At 43.9% G+C, this 25,806-nt stretch carries 19 protein-coding genes; 4 read left to right on the top strand and 15 right to left on the bottom strand.

From position 1 onward, the window contains the following. Nucleotides 1-258 precede the first annotated feature (258 nt). The 3 genes from INP51_RS04930 (at nucleotide 259) to INP51_RS04920 (ending at nucleotide 5,048) form a co-directional block, all read left to right on the top strand. Nucleotides 259-2,637, top strand: a complete 2,379-nt coding sequence (locus INP51_RS04930; protein WP_193736616.1) for an endonuclease MutS2 — start codon at nucleotides 259-261, stop codon at nucleotides 2,635-2,637. Between the two features lie 247 nt (nucleotides 2,638-2,884). Then, nucleotides 2,885-3,592, top strand: a complete 708-nt coding sequence (locus tag INP51_RS04925) for a response regulator transcription factor (protein WP_193736615.1) — start codon at nucleotides 2,885-2,887, stop codon at nucleotides 3,590-3,592. A gap of 13 nt (nucleotides 3,593-3,605) precedes the next feature. Next, entirely contained in the window at nucleotides 3,606-5,048 is a 1,443-nt protein-coding gene (locus tag INP51_RS04920; RefSeq protein ID WP_193736614.1) for a sensor histidine kinase, read from the top strand. Between the two features lies 1 nt (nucleotide 5,049). On the opposite strand, the gene INP51_RS04915 is transcribed toward INP51_RS04920, so the two are convergent. The 12 genes from INP51_RS04915 to INP51_RS04860 all read right to left on the bottom strand — a co-directional run bounded on the left by INP51_RS04915 (nucleotide 5,050) and on the right by INP51_RS04860 (nucleotide 20,148). Further along, on the bottom strand, nucleotides 5,050-5,550 hold the full coding sequence (locus INP51_RS04915; protein WP_193736613.1) for a tRNA (cytidine(34)-2'-O)-methyltransferase: 501 nt from the start codon (nucleotides 5,548-5,550) through the stop codon (nucleotides 5,050-5,052). A 13-nt stretch (nucleotides 5,551-5,563) separates the two neighbouring features. Continuing rightward, on the bottom strand, nucleotides 5,564-6,166 hold the full coding sequence (locus INP51_RS04910) for an AIR synthase-related protein (protein WP_193736612.1): 603 nt from the start codon (nucleotides 6,164-6,166) through the stop codon (nucleotides 5,564-5,566). Continuing rightward, nucleotides 6,156-7,622, bottom strand: a complete 1,467-nt coding sequence (locus INP51_RS04905) for a VanW family protein (protein ID WP_193736611.1) — start codon at nucleotides 7,620-7,622, stop codon at nucleotides 6,156-6,158. The genes INP51_RS04910 and INP51_RS04905 overlap by 11 nt, the downstream gene beginning before the upstream one ends. 185 nt (nucleotides 7,623-7,807) lie before the next feature. Further along, on the bottom strand, nucleotides 7,808-9,535 hold the full coding sequence (locus INP51_RS04900; RefSeq protein WP_193736610.1) for a B12-binding domain-containing radical SAM protein: 1,728 nt from the start codon (nucleotides 9,533-9,535) through the stop codon (nucleotides 7,808-7,810). A gap of 95 nt (nucleotides 9,536-9,630) precedes the next feature. After that, nucleotides 9,631-10,851 carry an ABC transporter permease gene (locus tag INP51_RS04895; RefSeq protein WP_193736609.1) on the bottom strand — a complete coding sequence of 407 codons (1,221 nt, stop codon included), beginning with the start codon at nucleotides 10,849-10,851 and terminating at the stop codon, nucleotides 9,631-9,633. A 74-nt stretch (nucleotides 10,852-10,925) separates the two neighbouring features. After that, nucleotides 10,926-12,044 carry an aldo/keto reductase gene (locus tag INP51_RS04890; RefSeq protein WP_193736608.1) on the bottom strand — a complete coding sequence of 373 codons (1,119 nt, stop codon included), beginning with the start codon at nucleotides 12,042-12,044 and terminating at the stop codon, nucleotides 10,926-10,928. A gap of 25 nt (nucleotides 12,045-12,069) precedes the next feature. Further along, nucleotides 12,070-14,148 carry a penicillin-binding transpeptidase domain-containing protein gene (locus tag INP51_RS04885; protein ID WP_193736607.1) on the bottom strand — a complete coding sequence of 693 codons (2,079 nt, stop codon included), beginning with the start codon at nucleotides 14,146-14,148 and terminating at the stop codon, nucleotides 12,070-12,072. A gap of 179 nt (nucleotides 14,149-14,327) precedes the next feature. Next, nucleotides 14,328-16,316, bottom strand: a complete 1,989-nt coding sequence (locus INP51_RS04880) for an ABC transporter permease (RefSeq protein WP_193736606.1) — start codon at nucleotides 16,314-16,316, stop codon at nucleotides 14,328-14,330. After that, nucleotides 16,313-17,077, bottom strand: coding sequence for an ABC transporter ATP-binding protein (locus INP51_RS04875; protein WP_193736605.1), 765 nt, complete (start codon nucleotides 17,075-17,077; stop codon nucleotides 16,313-16,315). The genes INP51_RS04880 and INP51_RS04875 overlap by 4 nt, the downstream gene beginning before the upstream one ends. A 232-nt stretch (nucleotides 17,078-17,309) precedes the next feature. Beyond that, nucleotides 17,310-18,287, bottom strand: a complete 978-nt coding sequence (locus INP51_RS04870) for a sensor histidine kinase (protein ID WP_193736604.1) — start codon at nucleotides 18,285-18,287, stop codon at nucleotides 17,310-17,312. Beyond that, nucleotides 18,284-18,970: a response regulator transcription factor gene (locus INP51_RS04865; RefSeq protein ID WP_193736603.1), complete on the bottom strand. Its 687-nt coding sequence runs from the start codon at nucleotides 18,968-18,970 to the stop codon at nucleotides 18,284-18,286. The genes INP51_RS04870 and INP51_RS04865 overlap by 4 nt, the downstream gene beginning before the upstream one ends. A 20-nt stretch (nucleotides 18,971-18,990) precedes the next feature. After that, nucleotides 18,991-20,148: a CapA family protein gene (locus tag INP51_RS04860; RefSeq protein ID WP_193736602.1), complete on the bottom strand. Its 1,158-nt coding sequence runs from the start codon at nucleotides 20,146-20,148 to the stop codon at nucleotides 18,991-18,993. Between the two features lie 402 nt (nucleotides 20,149-20,550). On the opposite strand from INP51_RS04860, the gene INP51_RS04855 reads away from it, so the two are divergent. Further along, nucleotides 20,551-20,940: a metal-dependent transcriptional regulator gene (locus INP51_RS04855; protein ID WP_193736601.1), complete on the top strand. Its 390-nt coding sequence runs from the start codon at nucleotides 20,551-20,553 to the stop codon at nucleotides 20,938-20,940. Between the two features lie 180 nt (nucleotides 20,941-21,120). On the opposite strand, the gene INP51_RS04850 is transcribed toward INP51_RS04855, so the two are convergent. The 3 genes from INP51_RS04850 to INP51_RS04840 all read right to left on the bottom strand — a co-directional run bounded on the left by INP51_RS04850 (nucleotide 21,121) and on the right by INP51_RS04840 (nucleotide 25,753). Beyond that, nucleotides 21,121-22,776: a type 2 periplasmic-binding domain-containing protein gene (locus tag INP51_RS04850; RefSeq protein ID WP_193736600.1), complete on the bottom strand. Its 1,656-nt coding sequence runs from the start codon at nucleotides 22,774-22,776 to the stop codon at nucleotides 21,121-21,123. 217 nt (nucleotides 22,777-22,993) lie between these two features. Further along, nucleotides 22,994-25,075 (bottom strand): glycosyl hydrolase, encoded by a 2,082-nt coding sequence (locus tag INP51_RS04845; protein ID WP_193736599.1) that lies wholly within the window; start codon nucleotides 25,073-25,075, stop codon nucleotides 22,994-22,996. Continuing rightward, nucleotides 25,076-25,753 (bottom strand): V-type ATP synthase subunit D, encoded by a 678-nt coding sequence (locus tag INP51_RS04840; protein WP_193736598.1) that lies wholly within the window; start codon nucleotides 25,751-25,753, stop codon nucleotides 25,076-25,078. Between the last annotated feature and the right edge of the window lie 53 nt (nucleotides 25,754-25,806).

Below are 25,806 nucleotides of genomic sequence, written 5' to 3'. Positions count from 1 at the left end.
CATATTAAACTCTTCTTTAGGGTACATATGAGTATGATACTCAGACCCAATATCATGATTTTACCAAAGACTTATGAACATTCCATGAACTTTAATAGCAGTATACACCAAGGTTTAGTTATGCTATAATTGTGATAGTAAAATACGCTTGCAGCATGACAGCACAGTGCTATCAAAATGGATACACTTTTTTAGTGGCATTCCTTTATACGAAAATTAGAAACAAATAATTATTAGAACAAATATAAGGAATCAGATATGAACAAGAAAACATTAAAAACTTTGGAATATGATAAAATCATTGCCATGCTTGTCACACACGCCTCCTCTCCCATGGGAAAGGATTTGTGCCAAAAGCTTGTGCCTTCCGATGACATCAGTGAGATTCGCCGTCTTCAGCAAGAGACTCACGACGCCCTGTCGCGCCTGTTTCGAAAGGGGAGTCCCTCCTTTGGAAATGCAAAAGACATCCGTCCGTCTCTTTCGAGGCTTACAATCGGCAGCTCACTGAATATCACAGAGCTGCTTGCGATCTGTGATCTGCTGGAGAACGCCGGTCGTGTCAAATCCTACGGCCGCCATGAGAATGCAGATACCGGGGACGATGTCCTCGATCCACTTTTTTGTGCGTTGGAGCCGTTAAAACCGCTCTCCACACGGATCCGCAGCTGTATTCTTTCAGAAGATGAGATTGCAGATGATGCAAGCAGCAGGTTAAAGCAGATCCGCCGACAGATGAGACAGGCCGGAGAGAAGATTCACACTCAGCTCTCCTCCTTGCTCACAGGTTCTCTGCGAACCTATCTTCAGGACGCAGTTATCACCATGAGAAATGGCAGATATTGCGTTCCAGTCAAATCTGAATACCGGGCACAGGTTCCCGGCATGGTTCATGATCAGTCTTCAACAGGCTCCACCTTTTTCATCGAGCCTATGAGCATCGTTAAGCTGAACAACGACATCCGCGAACTGGAGACACAGGAAAAGGCCGAAATCGAGGTAATCTTGGCCGGACTTAGTCAGGAAACGTCCGAGCATATTGATACGATCCGATACAATCTTGAGAATCTGGTTGAATTGGACTTCATCTTCGCCAGAGCAAAGCTTGCCATGGACATGAATGCAAATGAACCAATGTTCAATACCGAGGGACGAATCCGGATCCGAAAAGGACGCCATCCCCTGATTGACAAAAAAAAGGTTGTTCCGATTGATGTCGTGCTTGGTGACGAATTCGATCTTCTGATCATCACGGGACCCAATACCGGCGGCAAAACGGTCTCCCTTAAGACTGTGGGTCTTTTGACTTTGATGGGTCAGTCTGGGCTTCACATTCCTGCACTGGACCGCTGTGAACTCGCCGTATTTCGCGAAGTGTATGCCGATATCGGCGATGAGCAGAGCATTGAACAGTCCCTAAGTACTTTTTCATCGCATATGACAAATGTTGTGAACTTTATTGATCAGGCCAACTCGGATTCTTTGGTTCTCTTTGATGAGCTTGGAGCGGGAACAGATCCGACAGAGGGTGCAGCCCTGGCGATCTCCATCCTCTCCTATCTTCATGCACAGGGGATCCGCACCATGGCGACCACTCACTACAGCGAATTGAAAGTCTATGCACTTTCCACCCCTCGTGTCGAGAATGCAAGCTGCGAATTCGATGTGGATACGTTGCGTCCTACCTACCGCCTTCTGATCGGCATACCAGGAAAAAGCAATGCATTTGCCATTTCGTCAAAGCTTGGACTTCCGAACTTTATCATCGATGAAGCAAAAAAACAGATCAGCAAGGAGGCGGAATCTTTCGAGGATGTGATCTCATCCCTTGAGGAAAGCCGCAAGACAATTGAAAAGGAACGTGCGGATCTGGATGCCTACAAGGATCAGATCAAAGATCTGAAAGCAAAGTTGGCAAAAAAGCAGGATCAGATGGATCAGCGAAAAGACAAGATGGTAAAAGAAGCCGCTGCCGAGGCGGAGAAAATCTTGCGGGATGCCAAGGAATATGCAGACAAGACGATGCGGGATTTTCAAAAGTTCGGTCGTGACCACATTGATGTCCGCGAGATGGAAAGACAGCGTCAGGCTCTTAGAGAAAAGATGAAAGAAGCTGAAGCAAAGAAGTCTGACTTCCAGAAAAAACCAAAATCCCAGAAGAAACTAAAACCTGAAGACCTGCACCTCGGCGATGCTGTACATGTTTTCAGTTTGAATCTGAATGGAACCGTCAGCTCACACCCGGACAACAAAGGATTCCTCTTTGTTCAGATGGGGATTATGCGCTCCAAAGTGCATATATCCGATCTGCAGCGAATTGATGAGACTGAGATCCAGACGCCTTCTATGCAAAAAACGGGATCCGGCAAGATCCGAATATCCAAATCGGCAAGCATTTCCCCGGAGATCAAACTTCTCGGAAAAACCGTGGACGAGGCTATTGCAGAACTTGATAAATATCTGGATGATGCCTATCTCTCACATCTTAAGACCGTCCGCGTCGTACACGGCAAGGGAACAGGTGCCTTGAGAAAAGGAATTCACAACTATCTGCGTCGTCAGAGACATGTCGCTGATTTTCACCTGGCAGAATACGGCGAAGGAGATGCCGGGGTTACCATCGTAAATTTTAAATGATACCAGGGTCAAAAGGTCCTGCGTTTCATGCTTGCATGAAAAAGCATGACCTTGGGACCCGAACAAACATGAGAAAGCAACCCGATTAGGGTGTATTTCGAATGTTTGTAGGATTACGTGAGCACAAAGTGCGGAGTAATCCGTGTATCATAGGGGTCAAATTACTTTTGACCCCAACATCTTTTAAATGATACCAGGGTCAAAAGGTTATCAGAATTGTAATTTGATTTAAGGAGGAGTAGATCTGATGGCACTGAAACAGAAAATATTGATCGTCGATGATGATGCCAATATCGCAGAGCTTATATCGCTTTATCTGACAAAGGAATGTTATGAATGTAAAATCGTATATGACGGGGAGGGCGCCATCAAAGAGAACGAGCTTTTTCACCCGAATCTGATCCTGCTTGATCTGATGCTTCCCGGCATGGACGGCTATCAGGTCTGCAGGGAAATTCGGCAGAATTCGAATGTACCAATCATCATGCTCTCCGCAAAAGGTGAGATCTTCGACAAGGTACTGGGCCTGGAGCTTGGTGCTGATGACTACATCATGAAGCCTTTCGATGCAAAAGAGCTGGTGGCAAGAGTTAAAGCAGTTCTCCGCCGTTTCCAGCCCTCTTCCATCCCTATGTCTGTCTCTCAGACGAATGGAAAATGCGTGGAATATCCCGACCTGATCATCAATCTCACCAACTATTCCGTTATTTATAAAGGAGAGACTGTTGAAATGCCGCCCAAAGAGCTGGAACTGCTTTATTTTCTGGCTTCCTCCCCTAATCAGGTGTTCACCAGAGAACAGCTTCTCGACCACATCTGGGGATATGAGTACATCGGGGACACGCGGACCGTGGACGTACATATTAAGCGTCTCAGAGAAAAGATCAAAGATCACAAAAGTTGGGCGATCAGTACCGTGTGGGGAATCGGATACAAATTCGAAGTAAAGGGGTAAAAAAGAAAAGCTCATGAAAAACAGACTCTACTCAAAGTTCTTAATCGTCTATGGAATGCTGGGAATTGCATGTTTCATTCTGATTTCCACTTTTGGCTCCCATCTGATTGGTCAAAAAGTGACGAATTCTGTCAGCGCATCACTCTATAAAGAGGCAGCGAAGATTGCAGAAAATCAGGGCTCACGCTATTACAAAGATAAGGATAGTCTGTCAGATACCTATGAGACTCTGAAATCCCTAAGTAATTATCAGAATTCACAGATCTGGATCCTCGGAACGACAGGTGACATCCTTCTGAATACCGAGATGCCTCTCGACGAAGAACATCTCGAGCATATTGACCATTTTGATCCTCTGGCTTTAGGATCCGATTTCTATTCCACGGGCCGCTTTTTTAATTACTTTGATCAGGAAATGCTGACTGTTATGATGCCGATCACCTCGAATCTTGTGACGAGAGGATATGTCGCCATACATACCGACATGGATGAGATTTACAGACAAAGGGAATCGATTCTCGCCGTCGTCTATCTGCTGTTCCTCGTGATTTATGCACTGTTCTTTCTTATTCTATTCCTGTTCTCTGTCTCTGTTTACCGGCCGTTGGCTAAGATCACGACAGGGGCAAGGGAATATGCAGACGGCAACCTCACCTATAATATTCCGGTCAGATCAAACGATGAGATGGGTTACCTTGCATCCACACTGAACTATATGTCTGACGAACTCAACAAGACGAATGAATACCAGCACAAATTTGTGGCGAATATCTCTCACGATTTTCGTTCTCCTCTGACCTCCATCAAGGGATATGTCGAGGCGATCAAGGATGGGACAATCCCTCAGGAAATGCAGGGAAAATATCTGGACATCGTACTTTTTGAGACAGAACGCCTGAATAAACTCACTAAAAGCATGCTGACGTTAAATGCCCTTGACCGCAAAGGCCAGTTTCTTGACATTACTTCTTTCGATATCAATGCCGTCATCAAGAATACCGCTGCTGCTTTTGAGGTTATCTGCACAAGCAAACGCATCACGATACAACTGCTGCTCGCGGCACAGACACTGTATGTATCTGCCGATATCGGAAAGATCCAGCAGGTTTTATATAATCTGATCGACAATGCAGTGAAATTCAGCGACAAAGACTCGACGATCTATGTAGAGACCACCGAAAAGCATGGTAAAGTGTTCGTATCCATCAAAGATACCGGGATGGGAATACCCAGTGAAAGTCTTCCAAAAATCTGGGATCGCTTTTATAAGACCGATGCTTCCCGCGGAAAGGACCGGAAGGGAACCGGACTAGGTCTTTCCATCGTAAAAGAAATCATCAATGCCCACAATCAGAACATCAATGTGATCAGCACCGAAGGCGTCGGAACCGAATTTGTTTTCACTCTTGACAAAGGAAAAACGCCCTCGATCGGCAGTCGGGGCGCATCATCATAGGTCATTTCCATCTATAGCTGCGAAGCTGACCTTCCAGTTTCATATGATCGAAATCATGCTGTCTTAGTGCCTCATAGAGAACAATGGACACAGAATTTGCAAGATTTAATGATCGAGTCTTTCCAATCATTGGAATCCTGATGGCAGTTTTCTGATTGTCATACAGGATGTCCTCAGGAATTCCTGCACTTTCTTTTCCAAACATGATGAAACAATTGTCTTCGTAATGTACATCCGAGTATACGTGAGGCCCTTTTGTCGTCGCATAGTAAATCACTGCACCTTCATTCTTCTTCAGGAAGTCATCATAATCCAGATATATCCTCACATCTAGCTCCTTCCAGTAATCCATCCCGGCACGTCTGATGGATTTTTCATTCAGCTTAAATCCCAGCGGTTCAATCAGATGAAGCGTGGCCCCTGCCGCCACACAGGTCCTTCCAATATTCCCCGTGTTTGATGGAATCTCTGGTTCATGCAGTACGATATTCATGTGTGCCATGTCTTATTCCTTTCTAATGTGAAGTTCTTTGAAGTACTTTTTCCATCTCCCCAAACTCCGGACGATTCAGATAGCGAAGTTCGGATCCATTTTTTAGGATTTTATCTTTCCCCTTTGTCGTGCGCCCTGCAACGGCCGCAGGAATTCCCCTGCTGTCCAATTCAGATACCAATTCATTTCCATCCTCTGAAACAATCAAAAGAGATCCTTTCGAGGAAATCTGATAGGGATTTACGTCAAAATATTCGCAGATTTCCACCGTCTCCTGACGAATCGGAATTTCCCTTAAGTTCACAGTAACTCCTGTCTTTCCCTCCTGTGCCAGCTTCCAGAGGGCTGCAAAAATACCGCCTTCTCCAAGTTCACAGACTGTAAAAGCACCGAATTCATCCGCGACCTCGCGCTCCGTATCGACTGAGAGATACTGTTCAAATTCCTTCGCAGCACGAATCAGGGCAGGGGGAAAAACTTCGAGGAGTTCGGCCTCTTTATTCTCTGCAAGGATGCAGGCGGCGCTCAGACCAATCCACTTGGTAATCACCAGATCCCGATGGGGAGCAATTGTTCCCGCGTTTGAATCATTAATTTTTATCGCCATATCATTATCATTCTTCATCAGACCCTGCTTTCGGTAAACTTGCACTCTGATACTGAGCCAAGACTTCATCCACCCGCTCGGGATCATTTGCGGTGATTGCATTCTCCAGCTTTTTAATCGCCTCTGTGCTGCCGCCTTTGATGCCCACACTTGTGAGATTCGGGGTCATGTTATAGGTACTTTCATTCACCTGCTCCCTTGTCTCTTGCCCATTTTCACTTACTATTTTCCAGAGCACAGCCTCTTTACCGATATGTCCGTCACGATACTCTTTTTGTCCAAAGGGAAGTTTACTGTCCTCACGAACTTGCGTATTGGGATCTGTAGTCTTTGTCGTCTCACTCTCAAAGGTAACTGTCCGGTTTTCACGATCCCTCGTCTCATGTCCGTAGACCAAGAAACCAAGTTCACCGTTTGATGCATAACCTTGAATGTAAATAGGTGCGTCTGTATTATTTTTAAATTTAAAATCCTTACTTCCCTCGGCGATCGCCGCATCCATGGATGGCTTTACATAATTCACCAACATAGAATGATTGAAACGCTCTGTCACCTCAAGTTCAGAACGTAAAACAGCCAGATACAATGTCGTTGAAACCTGGCAGATTCCCCCGCCATATGTGTCTACTACGCTTCCCATCTCATAAGAAGGTGCAGCTGCATAGCCGCTTTCCTCGTCAAACGGAGTAACTGATTCCAGAACCGAGAGCTCCTCTCCGGGATATAGAACCTTTCCGTTGAGCTTTTCCGTGCCGTTTTCAATATTGGTTCTCCGGTTTGCCAAACTTGATGAATAATCCGTGCTGCTCTCACCTAGGACATCTTTAACCTTAGAAAGCTGATTCTCATCCCCTTGTGCCGGTTTAATATCTGCATCCAGGGTGATCTGGGCATCCCCGCCCCTCCACTCATCAGAGAAAAAATTCATCACAGTTTTCACAGCTTTTTTCTCATTGAGTATAGCTCCGTCCTGCCCGGGAATCGGTGTAAATGTGCCATCTTTTTCACGTCTCAGTGACATGTTGATGGCAGGATGACTAAGCTGGCTGCACTGATCGGCTATCATGCTTTTCACTTTATCTTGATCAACCTGATACTGGATTTCAAGGACCAGCGGACCTTTTTTCATCTGACGGCCGGTCTCGAATCTTTCAAGGACATTTCCTCTTTGTCCGAGATCAACTGCACGTCGTGCGATTTTAGTGTCTTTCGCAAAAAGGCCTAGATCCCCTGCCATAATCGTGGTCCCATGCTTTCCCACATATAACTCAATCCTGCATTGTGAAAGTTCATCGATCTTTGCCTGTACAACTTGATCAATATCTTCCTCGGACATGCCAGAAATATTCACATTTTCAATATAGATGCCATCTAGAGCAGTCTGCTTGTCCGCTGTGGTATCCGCCTTAACAGTAAGGGCAGCTGTGATACACAGGCATACAGATATAATCAGACTTGCAATCCTTTTTTTCATTCGTGCCTCCTTTATATTTGTTTGTTGGGGCGCGAATTTTACAGTAAAAAGCTTAGTACCATTGGTACTACCATCGCCACTACCAGAATAACCGCCATTACGCCGGTGATTATTTTACGTCTCTTTGGATTCATCATGTCTTGCACCTCTCTATTCTGATTTATTTTCGAATTAATTATCGTTGCTTACATCTTATCTGTCACATCAATTATCCGTGCACTCCCATTGATTGGGTCTCTCTGCCGATAATCAAACAAAAAGGCCTTTGGCTGATCATAGATGGAAGTTACGACTTCCACATGCGTCATTTTCATCAACTGTTTCGCATCATAATTCTTATAATCGGGAAGGAGTTCTCTTGTCTCTTCCTCTTTTTTGAACAATTCTCTGAAAAAACGTTTGTATTCTTTTTGATCGGTGGCAAAGTCGGGACGACTCTTCGCATTTTCTCTGGCATAGATATCCAGCACGGCTAGTTCCTTAATGATATCTGTCTCTTTAGGAAAATGTTTCTGTAAAAACGCCATCAGAATCTCATAACGGCGGATTCGCGTGTGGGATGCGGCAAAGAAACCATGTTCTTCATAGTAGCTTCCCAGCTGCTCAAAGAAATAGAACATATTGTCGTACTTCTTTTCGATTCTGGCGAGCAGATTTGTGTACTGTCCGCTGTTGTAATAAACTTCTACCATTTCCTCGACCTGCTTTAAGCGGAGCACATCAAAGTAAGGAAGCCATCTTGTCGACAAAATCTCATAAGGCTCTTTCGCATGATATTTTCCCTCGTATTCCTCGATATGTGCTCCCATATAGGATCCTTTCAGCACTTTCAAAAAGCCAAGCTGCAGCTGTTCCGGATGCAGACGATATACATCCTGAAACGAGTTCGCAAAGCTGTCATAATCTTCATAGGGAAGACCTGCGATCAGATCCAGATGTTGATTGATGTTGTGGTATTTCTGGATCTCAAGAACCCGGCCGGCTACCTTTTGAAAATCCATCTTTCGGTGTATCTCTGCAACGGTTTCGGGGTTCGTCGACTGTACACCAATCTCAAGCTGTATGAGTCCCGGACGCATCCTCTTGAATAGCTGCAGTTCCTCTCTTGTGATTAGATCCGCCGCAATTTCAAAATGAAAGTTTGTAATGCCATTGTCCTGCTCAAGCAAAAACTTCCAGATCTCCATGGCATGCTCGCGATTACAATTGAAGGTCCGGTCTACAAACTTGACCTGATGCACTTGTCTGTCCAGAAAAAACCGGAGCTCTTTCTTCACCAAATTCACATCCCGGAATCTAAGTCTCTTATCCACAGATGACAGACAGTAGCTGCAGTTAAACGGACAGCCTCTGCTGGATTCATAATAGATGATTCGATGGTCGAAATAATCCAGATTCTCATACGGAAAAGGGACATCACTTAAGTCCATAATCTCGCAGTCAGGGTTTCTATAGATTTCGCCTTTCTCGCCCATGTAAGTAAGTCCACTGATATTTTCCAGCTTTTTATTACTCTCTTTACTTTTACAAAAATAAGCAGCCAGCCTGGCAAAAGTTTTCTCGCCCTCGCCTCGCATCACACCGTCAATGGCCGCATTCTCCTGCAGCACCTTGTCTGCATCAAAAGATACTTCAGGCCCCCCGACCCAAATCTTTGTCTTGGGAAGCACCTTATGAAGATCCATGATCAGCTCTCTCACAAATGAAATATTCCAGACATAGCAGGAAAAGCAGAGCAGATCCGGCTGATACTGAAAGATTCCTTTCATTATTTCATCTTTTTGCTGATTAATCGTGTATTCTGCGAGATCCACCGGTATCCCTTTGGTCTTTGCATAGGCCTTCAGAGAATAGACCGCCAGATTCGAATGAATATATTTTGCATTTACCGCGACAAGCAGTATTCGTCTCATGTTTTAAATTACCTCACTTCTTGCCTTATTCTATCACAAACGCATGGACGGGACAAGAAAGAGTATGAGAACCCACCTCCAAAAGCAGCCGGTCTTTACTTTTCTCTTATTTTTTTAACTGCAGTTCGAAACTTAATTGGGTTTCCATACATCAGCGTTCCAAATCGGAAAATTTTCGATGCGAGCATGCCGGTGAGCACACAGGAGACTCCAAGTATGACTGCGGATATCAGAACTTCAAGCTTTGATACAGTTCCCATGGCGACCCTGATAAACATACTGTTACAGGAAGTAAATGGCACAAAGGAGGCAATTTTCATCATCATGCTGTCCGGCATGTTCATTCCCATCACGGCGATGAGGAAGGCTACTATATAAATCATCATGACTGGCATAGAGCTTTTGCTGATATCTTCTGTCTTCGAGACCAGTGCTCCGAGCATCCCGAAGAGAAATGCATAGAGCAGATATCCCAGAATTCCGAATATAATAAATATCGCCCAGACATTTTTCGGAACGTCAAGCAGGAAATCCAGCTTATTATTCCACGCATCATGAAAAAAGCGATAAGAGAGCAGTCCTGCCCCTATGATAATTCCGCCTTGGAGCAAACTTGCAATCGCGCCTGCGATGACTTTCCCAAAGATCAGACTGTCGCTGTTGGTACTGGTTACCAGGATCTCGATTGCCCGATTGCTTTTTTCACTTGTCACGGAGGTAGCAATCATCTGACCATAGAAGATCACCATAATATACATTATGAATACCAAAACATATGTATATGCATAGTTCTTCGCACTGTCTTTTCCGAGAATCACTGTCTTAGATTCCAAAGGGGTATCAAATAACCTCTCAACTTCCGCGGCATCGATTCCCATCTTTGTCAGAACCTTCATCCGGTAATTACGGTTCATGGAAGTCTCAAAATCCTCCTGAATCGTGTCCGTCACAGATCTGTTTTCTACCACATATTGATACTGATTATCGTCAAGTATAATAAAACCAGCCTTCGCTTTACCTTTTCTCACGGCATCGTGCAGCTCCTGCTCATCGGAACAGTTGACCCAGTCATAATTCGGCATGGAATGTTCGAAATCATCGAGTTCACCAAGAGATTCATGTGTATCGAGAAGTGCAAGTTTAGTCTTATTGTCCTCCTCAGGATCTGCCTTTTTATTATTGTTACCCATAAAAAAGGTGGGGACAATGACAATTCCCGACAGGATAATTGCAAGCGCAAAAGTGGTGATAAGAAAACTTTTATTTTTCAGATAATTTCCAATTTCAAATTTCAGGACTACAAAAAACTGTTTCACATTATGAATCACCTTATTAATCACCTGCCTTTTTTACATCCAGTCTCATATTCGCACCTCCTGTTTATCTTCGTCTACTGAAGCGAAACAGCCAGTTTTTCCATCAGACTGCTCACTTTGATATGCTGCGGACAGGCTTTCTCACATTTGCGGCACTTTACACAGGCATCTGCCTTTGTTTCCAGTTCAGCGTATTCTTTCTTGGCCTTATCTTCCCCTGTGACAGCCGTGCCGTTATAGATGGCAAAGATACCCGGGATATCGATTCCGGACGGGCAGGGCATGCAATATCTGCACTTTGTACATCCGACGAGTGCCATGGTATCGAAGATTTCTTTCGCCTTCGGGAATATTTCTCTTTCTTTCTCACTGAGCATACCTGCAGAAGAACGACTGGCATATATCAGATTATCCCGAACTTGCTGCTCATTGCTCATACCACTTAAGAGCAGACTGACTTCCGGCTGATCCCACAGGAAATCGAGTGCCCATTCCACGGGCTTTTTCTCCACTTTAAAGGTCTCTGCCAGATGTGGTGCCACATCTGCTAGTTTTCCGCCGCGCAAGGGCTCCATGATCACTACGCCTAGTCCTTTATCGGATGCATATTTGAGGCCTTCTCTTCCGGCCTGATAGTTTACATCGACATAATTATACTGAATCTGACAGAATTCCCACCCATCGTAATAATCGATGATATCTTTAAAGGTATCCAAGTCGTCGTGAAAGGAAAATCCCAGATGTTTGATCTTTCCGGCCTCTTTTGCCTTTTGCATGCGGCCAGTCAGGTCAAACTTTTTGACAAGTTCTTCAAACCGTGGGCGATCCAGACCATGGAGCAGATAGAAATCAATGGAATCCACTCCAAGCCGCTTAAGCTGCTCATCCAGCAGTGTGTCAAAATCTTCGGCTTTTTTGATCAGCCAGACTGGAGATTTATCCGCTATATATACTTTGTCGCGATAGCCGTCTTTTAAGGCATTTTTATATAGTATTTCGCTCTCTCCATTGTGATAGGAATAAGCTGTATCCAGATAATTCACCCCTCCGTCAATCGCCGTGCGAATCATCCCAATCGCACGCTTTTGATCGATAACCTCTTTATCATTCACCTTTTTTGTGGGAAAACGCATTCCCCCCACTCCGAGTACAGAGACTTCTGCCCCTGTCTTTCCAAACTTTCGATATTTCATTAAGATGTTCTCCTCTCTTTCATCATCATTGTGCCTGTTTCTGAATCCACTGTTCCAGTATCGGTTTTGTCTTATCTACGACATAACCACTTCCGCCTCGGTCTTTGACATCCTGTACCATCGTGATCAGCAGGATTGGCTCTTTCAGGTTTGGATCGGTGGTAAAGACATCAAACCATCCAAGTTCTGTGCCGGAAGTGTCTTCCTTTGATTCTTTGATCTCTGCCGTTCCGGTCTTTCCGGCAAGTGATATGCTGTCCATCCGCGCTGCATGTCCCGTTCCGGCAGGGTTTTCGATGACCTGAATCAGGTCATCCTTTACTGTATTCGCGGCCTTGGGTGTAAATGCCCCTTCCACCCACTTTTCTGTTTCGAGTGACTCAGAAAACTCAAGTTTCGGCTTGATCATATCTCCCTCATTGGCAAATGCCGAATACATCGATGCCATATGAAGCGGGTTCACAAGCATCTGCCCCTGTCCATAGCCACTGTCGGCCAGAGTTACCTCATCGCTTAGATCTTCACCTTCATTTGCATACTGCGAATGTTTCATCACAATCTCAAATGGAATATCCTGCCCAAATCCCAACTTATCCAGCGATGAAGTCAATGTATCTTGTCCTGTCTTTAGTGCAGCTTTGGCAAAATAGATATTGTCCGAATAAATCATTGCATTTTGCAAGTTGGCTGGTCCGTCATAGGTATGTAGTGTGGTGATTTCGTAATTTCCCCAGCTGTCGTCTTTCTTCCAACTTGAAACCGATGGCCCGAGATCCTCGTCTGCCAAGAGCGTCCCGGTGCTCAGGCCCACACCGGCTATGATCGGTTTGAGGGAAGATCCCGGAACCCAGGAGGCACGAAAGCGGTTATACATCGGCTGTGCCGGGTCATCATTTATCTCTTTCCACTTCTCTTTTGACATTCCAAGGATGAAATCATTGTCATCGTATCCGGGAGCACTCACCAGAGCCAGAACTTCTCCCGTATATGGGTTCATTGCAACACTGGTACCTTGATCTCCCTGAAACGAATCATAAATCTGACCTTGCAGGTTAGAATCAATTGTAGTCTTGATGTCTTCTCCATCCTTTACTTCCTGTGAAACCAGGGTTTCCTTATTGTCTCCATTTTTATCGGCAATCCATATCTTGCATCCATCCGTGCCGTGAAGCCGATCCTCATAGAGAGTCTCAAGACCGCTTTTTCCGATCTTGCTCTGTGCCGTATAGCCTTTTTGGGAATGTTTTTTGAGGTCTTCGGCCGTGATGTTTTGAATATATCCAATCAGCAGAGAAGCTTTCTCACCCAGCGGATAAACCCGATCCTGGGCATCCGTTATCATCACTCCGGGAATTGCCAGAAGCTCGCTTTGCAGGGCAAAGTCCGGCGACTTCTGCTGCTCCTCCTGCGGCATGAGGGGTGAGAGTTTCTTGATATTCTTTACAGGAACAAAGCTGCCCGGAGTTACCCAGTTCTCTTTTAACTTCTTTTGAATCGTCTCGACGGGTATCTGAAGAAGATCGGATATATTCTGAAGATCTGCAGACGGATCGGTACTCATCTTTTCCGGCACGAGTCCTACGGACGAAACTTGCCCGTCTCCAGCCAGAAGTGATCCCTCCCGGTCAAAAATATTCCCACGCTTTGCGGCAACCGAGGAAACCCTAACGGTATCATCTCTTAAAAGATCTGGAAATATGATCTCATCATCCCACTGCAGATAGTATTTCCCGTCTTTTTTTGTAAAAGATGCCTGATTTTTAAAGTTCAGCTCTCCGGCCACTGTCTTCATATGTGTATCATACTGCAGTGCCTTGTCCTTTTCATCTTTTGTGACTTTAATTTTAATATCAGTGGCCTCAATTCCCTCATAGATATTCTGGCTTCGTCTGACAAAATCATCTTTTTTAATGTATGACTTACTCTGATCATCGAGCATCTCATACATCTTTTCATAATCGTGTTTTTCTATGTTTTTCATATAAGCTGTCAATGCCTGCGATCTTGTCTGTGCATACATGGTCCTGTAGCCAAGGTACCCTCCTGTGACGACACAGACGGCGATGGCCGCGATCCCCACTGACAGTATTACTTTTTTCTTCATGGATGCCTCCACAATCCTTCCATCTCATGTTGTCCGGACCCAAATGCATGCTTTTTTATGCAAGCATAAAACGCATGTATTTTTGACCCTTTGTTATCATTCTATCATGAAATTGGAAAAAAAGGAACGGGCAAACCGTTCCTTTTTCGTGTTTGTATATATGGTTTTTCCGCTTGGCATTATGCTGTTACGATGCGGTAATATGCCTTGGCTGTGAGTTTATAGACGACTGCATAGAAGACTGCGAAGATTATATAACACAGACCTGTCACCGTCATGTATAGTATTGGATTATTGAGCCCCAATACCAGAAGTAGTCTTCTCATGAGTGGAAAGGCAAATACCGTGTGAACCCCTGCCGTGATCAGCGGTAGGAAGAATACCATCAGTACCTGTGAATTGATTGAATGTTTTATTTCGCGCTCATCCATACCTACTTTCTGCATGATTTCGAATCTTGCACGGTCATCGTATCCCTCTGAGATTTGTTTGTAATAGATGATCAAAACCATGGCAACCAAAAACAGTAAGCTTAAGAAGATTCCGATAAAATACAGCCCGCTGTACATTCCGATAATATTATTGCGCCCGCTTTCGCGATCCTCCATCCTCTGTCCTGATTCTGTCAAACCTTCCTGTACTTGTTTTTGAAAGGCTGTCTTCTGACTCTTAGTCCCTTTCACATTGATACCATAAAAAGCTTTCATAGCTTCGAGATCGTTTACACTGGAATCTTCCAATTCCTTTTCCCGAAGATCAGTCAACTGCCGCATGACAGACGTATCTTTTACAATAATCACAAAGGTGTTTCCGATTTCATCCGATATCTGATCTCCGTGTTCTACAAAACTTTTTATATGTTCTTTAATATTAAAAGGTTTCCCGAGCAAGATAAGCATGTCTTCGTCATATGACTTTCCATCTGCATAGAGGAGGATCTGTCCATCTTCCAGCGTCTTATTGCTTTTGTTAATTCGGTTATAATCCTCAAGTGTTACAATACCGACATACCGCTCGTCCTCGCCTGTTCTCGTCAGCCTGGTGTCTAGTTTGTCCCCCTCTAATGCTCCATTCATAGGAAGATAATGATAATAGAACAAATCACTTGTCTCGACGCCACTTTTTTTGGCGGCTGTCCCGAAAACCTGAAGCATCTGTTCGGTATCATTCTCACCAGATTTGTATACAGAAAATACCGTATAGTCTCTCGGATAACGATTATCAATAATATTACTCATATCAGCGTATAAGGACACCGTGGTCGACACCATAAGCAGCACACCCGTGGAGAGGATTGCGATATTTGCAAGTCCAATCGCATTTTGTTTCATGCGAAAGATCATGCCGGATACAGGGACAAAGTGTTTTGTCTGATAGTAAAACTTCTTATTCTTCTTTAATCTCTTTAAAAAAGCAATGCTTCCCGACGTGAATGTAAGATACGTACCAGTCATAACGAGGATGATCGCGATCATCAGGATAAAAAATGCTGCCAGTGGGTCTTTGGTGGACACCGCAAGATAATATCCCCCCGCCAGGCATGCAAATCCGACAACTGTCATTAAGACCTTTGTATTAGGCTCGCGCTCTCCCACATTTCCTCCACGTAAGAGTTCAATCGGATTCGCCGTAAACACCTGGCGAAATGCGTTGAAAAAGATCAGTACCTGAATGACTATAAAAAAGAGAATTGTCGATTGAATTGCCCCTGCCGGTATCTCAAATCCCAGCAGTATGTCACCGTGAAGCATATTGGCGAGGAACAAAAACACAAGTTTATTGAGAAGAATGCCAGACAGAACACCTCCGATAATACTGATTCCCCCGATGGTAAAGTTCTCCCAGAAAACAATTTTTCCAATATGTCTTTTTTCCATACCAAGGATACTGTAAAGTCCAAACTCTTTCTTTCTGCGTTTCATGATAAAGCTGTTAATATAGAACAAGAAAATAAGAGCAAAGAACCCGACGATGACAGATCCGAATCCGAGCATTTCTCCCAGATAAGTACCGCCTTCCATTTTCTGCAGACTCTTTGAGAGCGTCAGGCTGCGAAGAATATAAAACATCGCAGTGATAAATGTGCTCATCAACAGATAAGGGACGTATATTTTTCCATTTTTACGTATATTCTGTGCCGCAAGTTTAAAATAGAATCCTCTGGTCATGATTTCTGGCCTCCTGTTGCAAGCAAGGTCAGTGTGTTGGAAATGCTCTCATACATTTCTTCGTTGCTCATGTCTCCTTTATAGATCTGATGATAGACAACGCCATCTTTGATAAACAGTATGCGATTCGCGTGACTAGCTGCTCTCGTACTGTGGGTGACCATCAATATCGTCTCACCTTTCCTGTTGATCTCTTCGAAAATATCGAGAAGCTGATCAGAAGATTTGGAATCCAGGGCCCCTGTCGGCTCATCCGCCAGGATAATCTGTGGATTTGTGATCAGTGCACGCGCAACCGCTGTCCTCTGCTTCTGTCCGCCTGACACTTCATATGGAAACTTATCCAGAATTTTTTCTATTCCAAGTGATCGGACAAGAGACTCCAGTTGTTTCTCCATCTCAGGATATTTCTTTCCCGCCAGAACAAGCGGAAGAAAGATGTTATCTCGGATGGAAAATGTATCGAGAAGATTAAAATCCTGGAATACGAATCCTAAATTTTCCCTTCGAAAAGCAGCCAGCTGTTTGTCGGGCACGGAAGTCATCTGTTTTCCGTCCAGATATACATCCCCCGTGGTTGGTTTATCCAATGTGGCGAGTATGTTGAGCAGTGTGGTCTTTCCGGAACCACTCTCACCCATGACTGCAACATATTCTCCCCTATCCACAGAAAAATCCACATCGCTTAGTGCCTGAACCTGATTGCCGCCAAATCTTGTCGTGTATATTTTTTTTACATGTTTTACCTGCAATAATGCCATGTTTTGTTACCTCACTTGTTTGTAATTTCTGATTTCACGAATTGCTTTGCATTTCGTGTTCCCGCAATTCTTTAATCATTATAACTTAGTAAATTCTCCCATTCCATAGATTTGGCTTACATAATCCTTACATTAACGTAAGTTTCCAAATAAAATCCATCTTGAATCCTTTCCAGACGAATAAAGGCACCGATTTCACCAATCGAAATCCCGTGCCTTGCACAACCACATCTTATTCCATTCTTTTCTGTGTCAGATAAAGCGTTACTTTTGTCCCCCTTCCAGATTCGGATTCTATTGTGATTCCGTGTCCAAGCATGTCCAGAGTATCTTTACAGAGTGCAAGTCCGACTCCCGTCGCCTTTTTATCCATCCTGCCATTTGCCCCGGTGTATCCCCATTCAAAGATACGGGGCAGATCCTCTTTTCGGATTCCAATCCCGGTGTCCTCTATGATAAGTGTCTTGTCGGGCTGCATCGTCCCATGGATGTCGATCTGCCCTCTACGGGTATATTTTACGGCATTGCTGATCAGCTGCTCGAGAACAAAGACAAACCATTTCTCATCCGTAATAATACTAAAATCAAGGTTATATGTCTTGACTGTCACGTCTTTTTTCGTGAATAAGGCCTGTGTATGGTCAAGCGCCTGCTCTGCCATATTCTTAACCGAATAGTCTTTTATCAGCAGATCATTTGTCGTGGCATGGATTCTCTGATACTGAAGAGCTGTTTCGACATACTGTTCAATTCGATAGAGTTCTCTCTTAAGAGATGGCTGATCCATCTCCTCTTCTTCCATCAATAGCCGCATACCGGCAATCGGCGTCTTAATCTGATGAGACCACTTTGTATAATAGCGGTCAGCGCGATTTAAACTCTCCTGAAATTCCTGCTCACTCTTTTCACATCGTTCATTTAGAATTCCAACCAGACTTGTGTACAATTCTTCCACGTAATTCTCGGAATTTGGGAGCTCGCTGACTACCGTCCTTGCATTTTTGAGTGCACTTTCGAGCAAACCGCATGTTTGTTTATATTTCACGTATCTTATCGTCTCCAGAATAGCTACGGCGGCCTGAAGAAGAACCACTGTATAAATCGAAATTTCAATCGAAACATGATAGGCAGCACACAGCAGGAAGAACAAGCCCGAAGCTGCCGCATCCACGATCCACACTGCTCGTTCCTTCCTGAAAAACCCCTTCATTCGTCCTCCTTTTTTGCAATACGATATCCAATTCCTTTTTTTGTCTCGATAAAATCAACAACTCCTGCTTCTTCCAGTCGTTTTCGAAGCCTGGTCACATTAACAGTCAGTGTATTGTCATCGATAAAATGATCCGTATCCCACAGTTCCTTCATAATTTCATCACGGGACACAATTTGTCCCGCTTCTTCCATCAGAATTTTCAGAATCTTAAATTCGTTTTTGGTCAGTTCCAGTGTCTGCCCGTCTTTTGAAATCGTGTTATCTAACAGAGACAGCGTGACACCTCCTGCTTCTAGTTCTTCCGCTTCCTGCGTGAAATCATACGTTCTGCGAAGCATCGCCTGAATCTTCGCTGTGATGACATCCAGATTAAAAGGTTTCGCTATAAAATCATCGGCACCCATGTTGATTGCCATCACAAGGTTCATGTCATCACTGGCAGAAGAAATAAATAGGATCGGTGTTTTGCTGATCTTTCGAATCTCGGTGCACCAATAAAACCCATTGTAACTTGGCAGAGAGATATCCATCAGTACAAGATCAGGCTGATCCCTCTCAAACTGCTCCATGACCCGATTGAAATCTTCCACCGCCAGAACCTGGTATCCCCATTTTTTCAGCTGACGTTCCAATACTTCCGTGATGGTGAGATCATCCTCCACCAGCATTATCTTGAACATATGACAACACGCTCCTTGTATCAGGTTGCAAGACCATGAATCTTATTCATAATCCGTTCTTTTTCAGTGCCCTCGGCCGGCGTCGGCTGATAGTTGTTGATTGAAGTGGCAGAAGACAGACTGCACGGAATGATTTCTTTATTGTCATCTGCTGCCACCTCGTCTCCCGTAATCGTAAATGTCTGGCGGTAGATCATCGTGTCTTTATCCGAAGGATTCTTGTTTCCGCCAAAGCAGAAATTGCCCAGACTGTAGCAAATATATCGGCCGTTGTACTCCTCCACCCCTTGAAGGACATGCGGATGGTGCCCCAAAACCAGATGTGCGCCTGCATCAATCGCCGCATGCGCCAATTCTTTTTGCACTGCTTCCGGTTCATATTCTCGCTCAATTCCCCAGTGAAAGCTGGCAATAATCAGCTGTGCTCCCTGTTGTTTTAATGAATTGATATTGTCAAGCATTCCCTGTTTGCAGCCAATTCCATCTTTTAAAACATAAGTACCCAAAAGACCTATTTTCACGCCTTTTTTTTCAACAATAGCCGTGCGCTCATAGCCGAATGTGGTGATTCCTGCTGCCTCAACATTTGTGATCGTGTCCTGAAAGCTCTGTTCCCCATAATCTTTGCTGTGATTATTCGCAAGATTAACCGCCTCCACAGATCCTCTCGTCAAAATCTCCGTGTAGGAGGGATCTCCGCGAAATGCAAACTTCTTATCGGCACGTTCACCCGCACTGCTCAAAGTTCCTTCCAGATTGACAATCGTGAGATCATCGGAAGAAAAGATATCTTTGACATTAGAAAGAAAATATCCAGGATCGGAGACTTCATTATATTTTGACACAAAATTTGTGCCGGGATCAAAATTTTCATCTGTTCCAAGCGTGCAGTCACCCGCAGCACTGATCGTGATAGTCACAGGCTCGGGTTTTGTCTGTTCCTCCATCTTGCGTGTCCCGGTATCGGTATTGTTTTCCTCTGCCCTTTTCGTTTCCCCTTTTGCTGGCTGTTTCTCTGGTTTCTTTGCTATCGTCTGTTTACTTTCCTTATACTGGTCTGCAGCCAGTGCAATGACCGCCGAAGCACATATTACACTCAGGACACAGAGGACGAAGAGCTTTCTGCGCACTTCTTTTACTCTTTGTCTCCTTCGAAGTTCCTTTTGTCTCTGATTCATAAAAATAACCCTCTCATCTTTCGTGTGAAAATTTATACACAGATTGTTACGCTCTTCGAGCTCTCACAATCTTAGTACCATCATGATGTAGGGGTCAAAAGTAATTTGACCCCTATGATACACGGATTACTCCGCACTTTGTGCTCACGTAATCCTACAAACATTCGAAATACACCCTAATCGGGTTGCTTTCTCATGTTTGTGCGGGTCCCAAAGTCATGCTTTTTCATGCAAGCATGAAAAGCATGACCTTTTGACCCTGGTACCATCAAATCAATTGTACCATGCTTTTGCATTGTGTACAATAAAACTTGCCCGCCCGGACCTTATGTGTTATCATAAAATATAGGGATTTATATTGAACTTAAACTACGATTTGTCACGAAAGGAAGGAGGCCTCCCTTGAAAGTACATGAATCTGCAGAAGATTATCTGGAAACTATATTAATTCTAAGCCAACGACAGCCCTCTGTCCGCTCGATCGACATTGCCACAGAGCTTGGCTATTCAAAGCCCAGCGTCAGTGTTGCGATGAAACACCTAAGGGAGAACGGCAACATCACGGTAGATGACGAAGGACATATCAAACTGACTCCATCAGGTCTTACAATTGCCGCAAAGATCTATGAACGACATACAATCATCTCCCAGATTCTGGAGAAGATGGGCGTTAATCCCAAAATAGCTGCAGAGGATGCATGCCGGATCGAACATGTAATCAGTACCGAAAGTTTCGCTGCAGTAAAAAAATATATTAAAGAACATAACTTATTGGAAAATACAGAAATATAATTGATACCAGGGTCAAAATGTCCTGCGTTTCATGCTCGCATGAAAAAGCATGACCTTGGAATCCGTGTATCATAGGGGGCAAATTACTTTTGACCCCAACATCATATAATTGTCTGTAATGTAAGATATAAGAGAAGAACAAGGCTTGTTCTTCTCTTTTCTTCTATTCTTTTTGATCCATCAACGATGATAATACTCGTCAACTGCATTCTGAAGTATTTCCTGAACTTTGTCAATTCCCATCGACTTTAACGTATCAAGATAAGTATCAAACCCATCCAAAGATTCTTCACCGCGGACATATTTAATGATCATTTCATCACGATATGTTATAAGTTCACTTAACAGACTGGAATATTCTCCGGCGCTTTCGGCATTTATCGTAATTTTTGGCATTTTATAATCTTTGGCGTTATTGTCGCCCCATTTTTTCAGAGCGTCTTTTTGCCGATCATCCTGATAATATTGAAGCAAATAATCCTTATCTTGGACAAAGGGACCATTACCATATGCCAGCTCATATTCTGAAAGAGCCTGCTGAGCAGTCAAACCGTCCGGATTTTTGAGGATGAGATCTGTGAATTTCGGTTTGCCATCAACCATCTCATAGCTTTTTCCTTCAATTCCAAAGTTATATAACATATGACCCTCTTTTGTATATCCAAAGTTAAAATATTTTGCTACTGTTTCCGGATCTTTACAAGCTGTAGTGATCACGTTGACAGCGCCTACCACATCTGTATTATAATGCCCATACTTTGGCGTATCGCCTTTTGTGCCCACAAGATTCTTGATTCCGGCAAGAGAATAATTCTTATCCTCTCTGTTTGTGGAAAGCAGATTTCCCATAAAACTACCTGCAGTACCCGACGAAGCGCCAGACTTTCCGGTCAGTATATTTGCTTCTACCGTATCGCTGTCCACTGTGGAAAAGTTTGGATCTAGGAGCCCCTCAGAATATAGTTGATTCAGCCATGTCAGTACATCTTTAAATTCCGGCTGCTCATATCCGATGACCACTTTTCCATCATCGACATAATTATCCGCACAGACAAGATGAAAGGGAGAAGTTATAACACCTCTCTGAAGCATTTCAATTAGTGTCTCACTTCTGATGCATAATGGAACCTCAGCACCCTTTTTGTCTTTAAAAGCTTCAAGCATATCGTAAAATTCATCGGGTGTTTCAGGAAGCTCAATCCCCAGTTCCCTGCACCAGTCATCTCTCACAAGCATCCCATATCCACCTTTTAGGATCTCGTCTCCCAGTATAAACGCAAAACCATAAATATCACCTTCGGGTGTTTTGACTTGTTTTAAAATCTCCGGATTTTCGCTGATAGCTTTCCAGTAATCGGGCGCATTCTTTTTTACAAATTCTTCGCTCATCGGATAAATCAGTCCATCTTGAATTGCTTTTGACTCATCACCCGTATAATTCAGTTGAAAATTATATCCAATTGCATCTGGAAGCTCTCCCGACGCCAACAAAAGGTTCATGGCCTCTTTGTTCTCCACGTGAACCATATCCAAGTCAAAACCAGTGCGTTTTTCAAGTTCCTGACCTAAAGGAAGCTTGTCAAATGAATCATAACGGTCACTCCATGCTCCTGTAAGCTCCATCCCATAAGTGAAATTTCCAGCACCTTTTACCGGATAACTGACTTCTTCAGATTTAGATGGAGCCGATTCTTCCCTTTGTGTTTTCGTTTTTGAACTATCGCCTGTGCCGACCGGCGTCTCCTCCTTTTCCCCACATCCCACAAGCAAGCCTGCCGCAGCTGTTCCTGCTGCCAATAACATCATACCATTTTTGAAAGATAACCTTGTCCCCATATCATTTTCCTCCTTCTTTCAAACTACAGGCAATCAATCCTCTGTTCTCCGTCTATTGTCATCTATCTGTCAGATCATTGCCTTCTGATTGTAATATGTATATCTGATCTTGATGATTTCTGAAGTGGCAAAAGGCACAAAAGGAGGACAAAATGTAGCCATGAGTAATCTCATTTACATTTTGTCCTCTTTCATGTACAATTTATCAGTTTTGCTTTTACTGTTTTATCCCATACCAGACTGGTCTTTTCCCATAGAGATTGGCCAGAGATCCGGTTACTTGAATGTTAAGATGATTCGAACCTTTATGAAGGTATTCTTTTATCTCGAATTCCTGCGGGGGCCAGAAACCCACATCAACAAATTCGCCGTTTACTGTCAACGTGGCCATTTCCTTTGCATGAATACATATCTTAATTTGATCGTGATCCAGCTCGTCGTCGGTTATCTCAAGTTTTGCATGATATGTTTTTATGACGTTTGCCTCATCTTCTTTTTCCAAAACAAAATCAGGTTTCAAGGTAATCATATTCTCAATTTTATCCGGGAGATCCTGATACTTTGAATCCTTGCATGCAAACAGCAAGAGGCTGCCGCAGACAGGAAGGTTTAGAAAATTATCTACTTTTGCCAGTTTACCGTTCCAGAGATCATAACTTGCGACTGACTGAACCGTCGGTAGTGTCAGCCGTGTCTCTATTGCCTGATCTCCTTCATTTACCAGAAGCCAGCACTCTGTTCCCAAGCGATTAAAGTGTGCCACTCTCAGATTTGGACAGGGAGGATTACAGAAACAGTCACATGCTTTATTTGGCCAAGTCAGATATTTTGGTTTCTGCGGGTTCACCACTTTTTTAAACTGGGAGATATCTCCTGCCACAAACGGATAGTAGTGATCATGATACCAAAGACCATCCTGAGTCACCTTGCAGTCGCACCAGACACTGTCAGGCAGGTACTGGAAGCCGATTTGGTGTTCGAATAATGGTTTTACATCTTCTGGTCTTAAGTCCCGGTTATGGCACAGGACTGCTGTCGAAGCGTACATATCGCAGTCTGTCATCAAAAAAGAGAGACGTTTCATATAGGTCGACCATTTTTCATAGTATTTCCACCAGATATTGTGCGGACCGACGTCCGGCGGACGCTCTTCCTTTCTCTTTCCTTCGATACTATAATAAAATGCGTGAGGGATAAACAGATTTACACCCCGCACGGCAAGCCAGTCAATATACCACTTGAGATCCTGACCCGACATCTGCCAGGGATTGCCATCCTTATTGCATGCACCAAAGCACTCATTCGAATTTCTTCTGCGTCCCATGATTCGAGCTGCATCTGCACTGCATTTTGCCATTGTGGAATTTATACCGGTTGTACCTCCTGTTTCGGGTCCAAACATTCTTAGTACCAAATCTTGTCCCGGTATATGAAAATACTTTTCGACCTCAATATCATCGCTTTGATGCGGATGTCCCATCAGCGAAATCCCATGTTTTTCGCACCAAAGTGAAAGCTTTTTGTAATAGACATCTCCCTCTCGTTCCAGAATTAATCGATCATATAAAATCGTATCTTGATTTTTTCCACCGTGAAACATCTCTATGAGATTGGCAAGATTCCCACCCGCACTTACAAAATCTGATGCAAATCCATGCGTCCATGGGAACAGGTCTTTTTCATGATTTCTTCCCAGAATACTGGGTTCATCGGTGAAAAACCCAATCACCGTATTGCCAAAATAGAGTTTCAACTCTCTATAGTATGCTTCATGAGTCAACATAAGGAATCTATCGACTGCTTTCGGATTTAAGATATCTGCACTTGGCGGCGCATTGGCTTCTCCGTCATCCTCACCCCAGTGAAGACCTCGGATCGTGCCCCTGCTCTTTCGCGCAACCAGATACTCTTTCTCATCATAAGCCAGTAATTCATCACCCTGTCTGGGTCTTGAAACAAGTGCGATGCCCTCGCTTGCAAGTTGCGGATGGTTTTCAACTACCTTTCCTCCTGCCGAGCCGGATGGGTACATTCCCTCATCATACAAGACAACCTTCATTTCCAGACGAGCTGCAGTTTCCACCGCTGTCCGAATATAGTGAAAATAAGTGTCACTCAGATATTCAACTCTTTTCGCCAGCCCCATTCTCGGATGAAGGACGACTGCATTGACACCCTTATCAGAGAAATCCTGCAGCTGACGTTCTATTTCATGATCATCTAAATCACCGTTTAAAAACCAGAATGGTATTGGTGTGAATTCCCTTGGCGGGTGTGTAAGTTTACGTAATAATTCCAATCATTTCCCCCTCTCTGCACTCTGTTTTTCCCGATAATGATGCGTGTCTTCAAGCATCATATCTTTGACCTTTAACAACCTAACCTGAGAGCTTCTCTCATTCTCATCAAGTTTCATTGAGATGTACCTTATATTTTCCAGCGTCCCAGGAATGATAATATGTTCCAGAGCATTTACGCGTCTTCTTGTTTTCTCAATTTCAGCAGCTATCAACTGACAGGTTTTTTCTTTTTCTGCCAGATTTATCATCTTGGGAAATACATCTGCAAGAGATTTCACTGCATCGTCAAGATCTCCGGATGTAAATGCATAACCATAGGAATAGATATCATTACTGTCTGCTCTTCGTGTTTCATAGTGAAACACGGGAACGTCGACACTCATGATATTTTTCCTGTCAGCCGCAAGCGATATCTCTTGCTTCGGTGACATCAATGCAGTGTGAAGTGCTTCCTTTGACATCGCAGAGCCGGCAATTACAAAATTAGTATTCGCTCTTTTTATTCCCGCCTCCACCTGATTCCGGAGCTCCATATTTTCTTTGACTAAGATCAGAAACTGACGCATTAATTCATCCCGTTTGTCTTTGAGAAGTTTATAGCCTCGATTCGCGGTACTCAGTTTCTTCTTTTGTCTTGTCAATTCCATTCTGGTCGGATTTACCTGGGTTTTTGCCATATGACCTCACCTCGTATCATAATATGATGTTGGGGTCAAAAGTAATTTGACCC

The sequence above is a fragment of the Blautia liquoris genome, assembly GCF_015159595.1.
Lineage (GTDB): Bacteria > Bacillota > Clostridia > Lachnospirales > Lachnospiraceae > Novisyntrophococcus > Novisyntrophococcus liquoris.
This window is presented reverse-complemented; position numbering and strand designations above follow the sequence as displayed.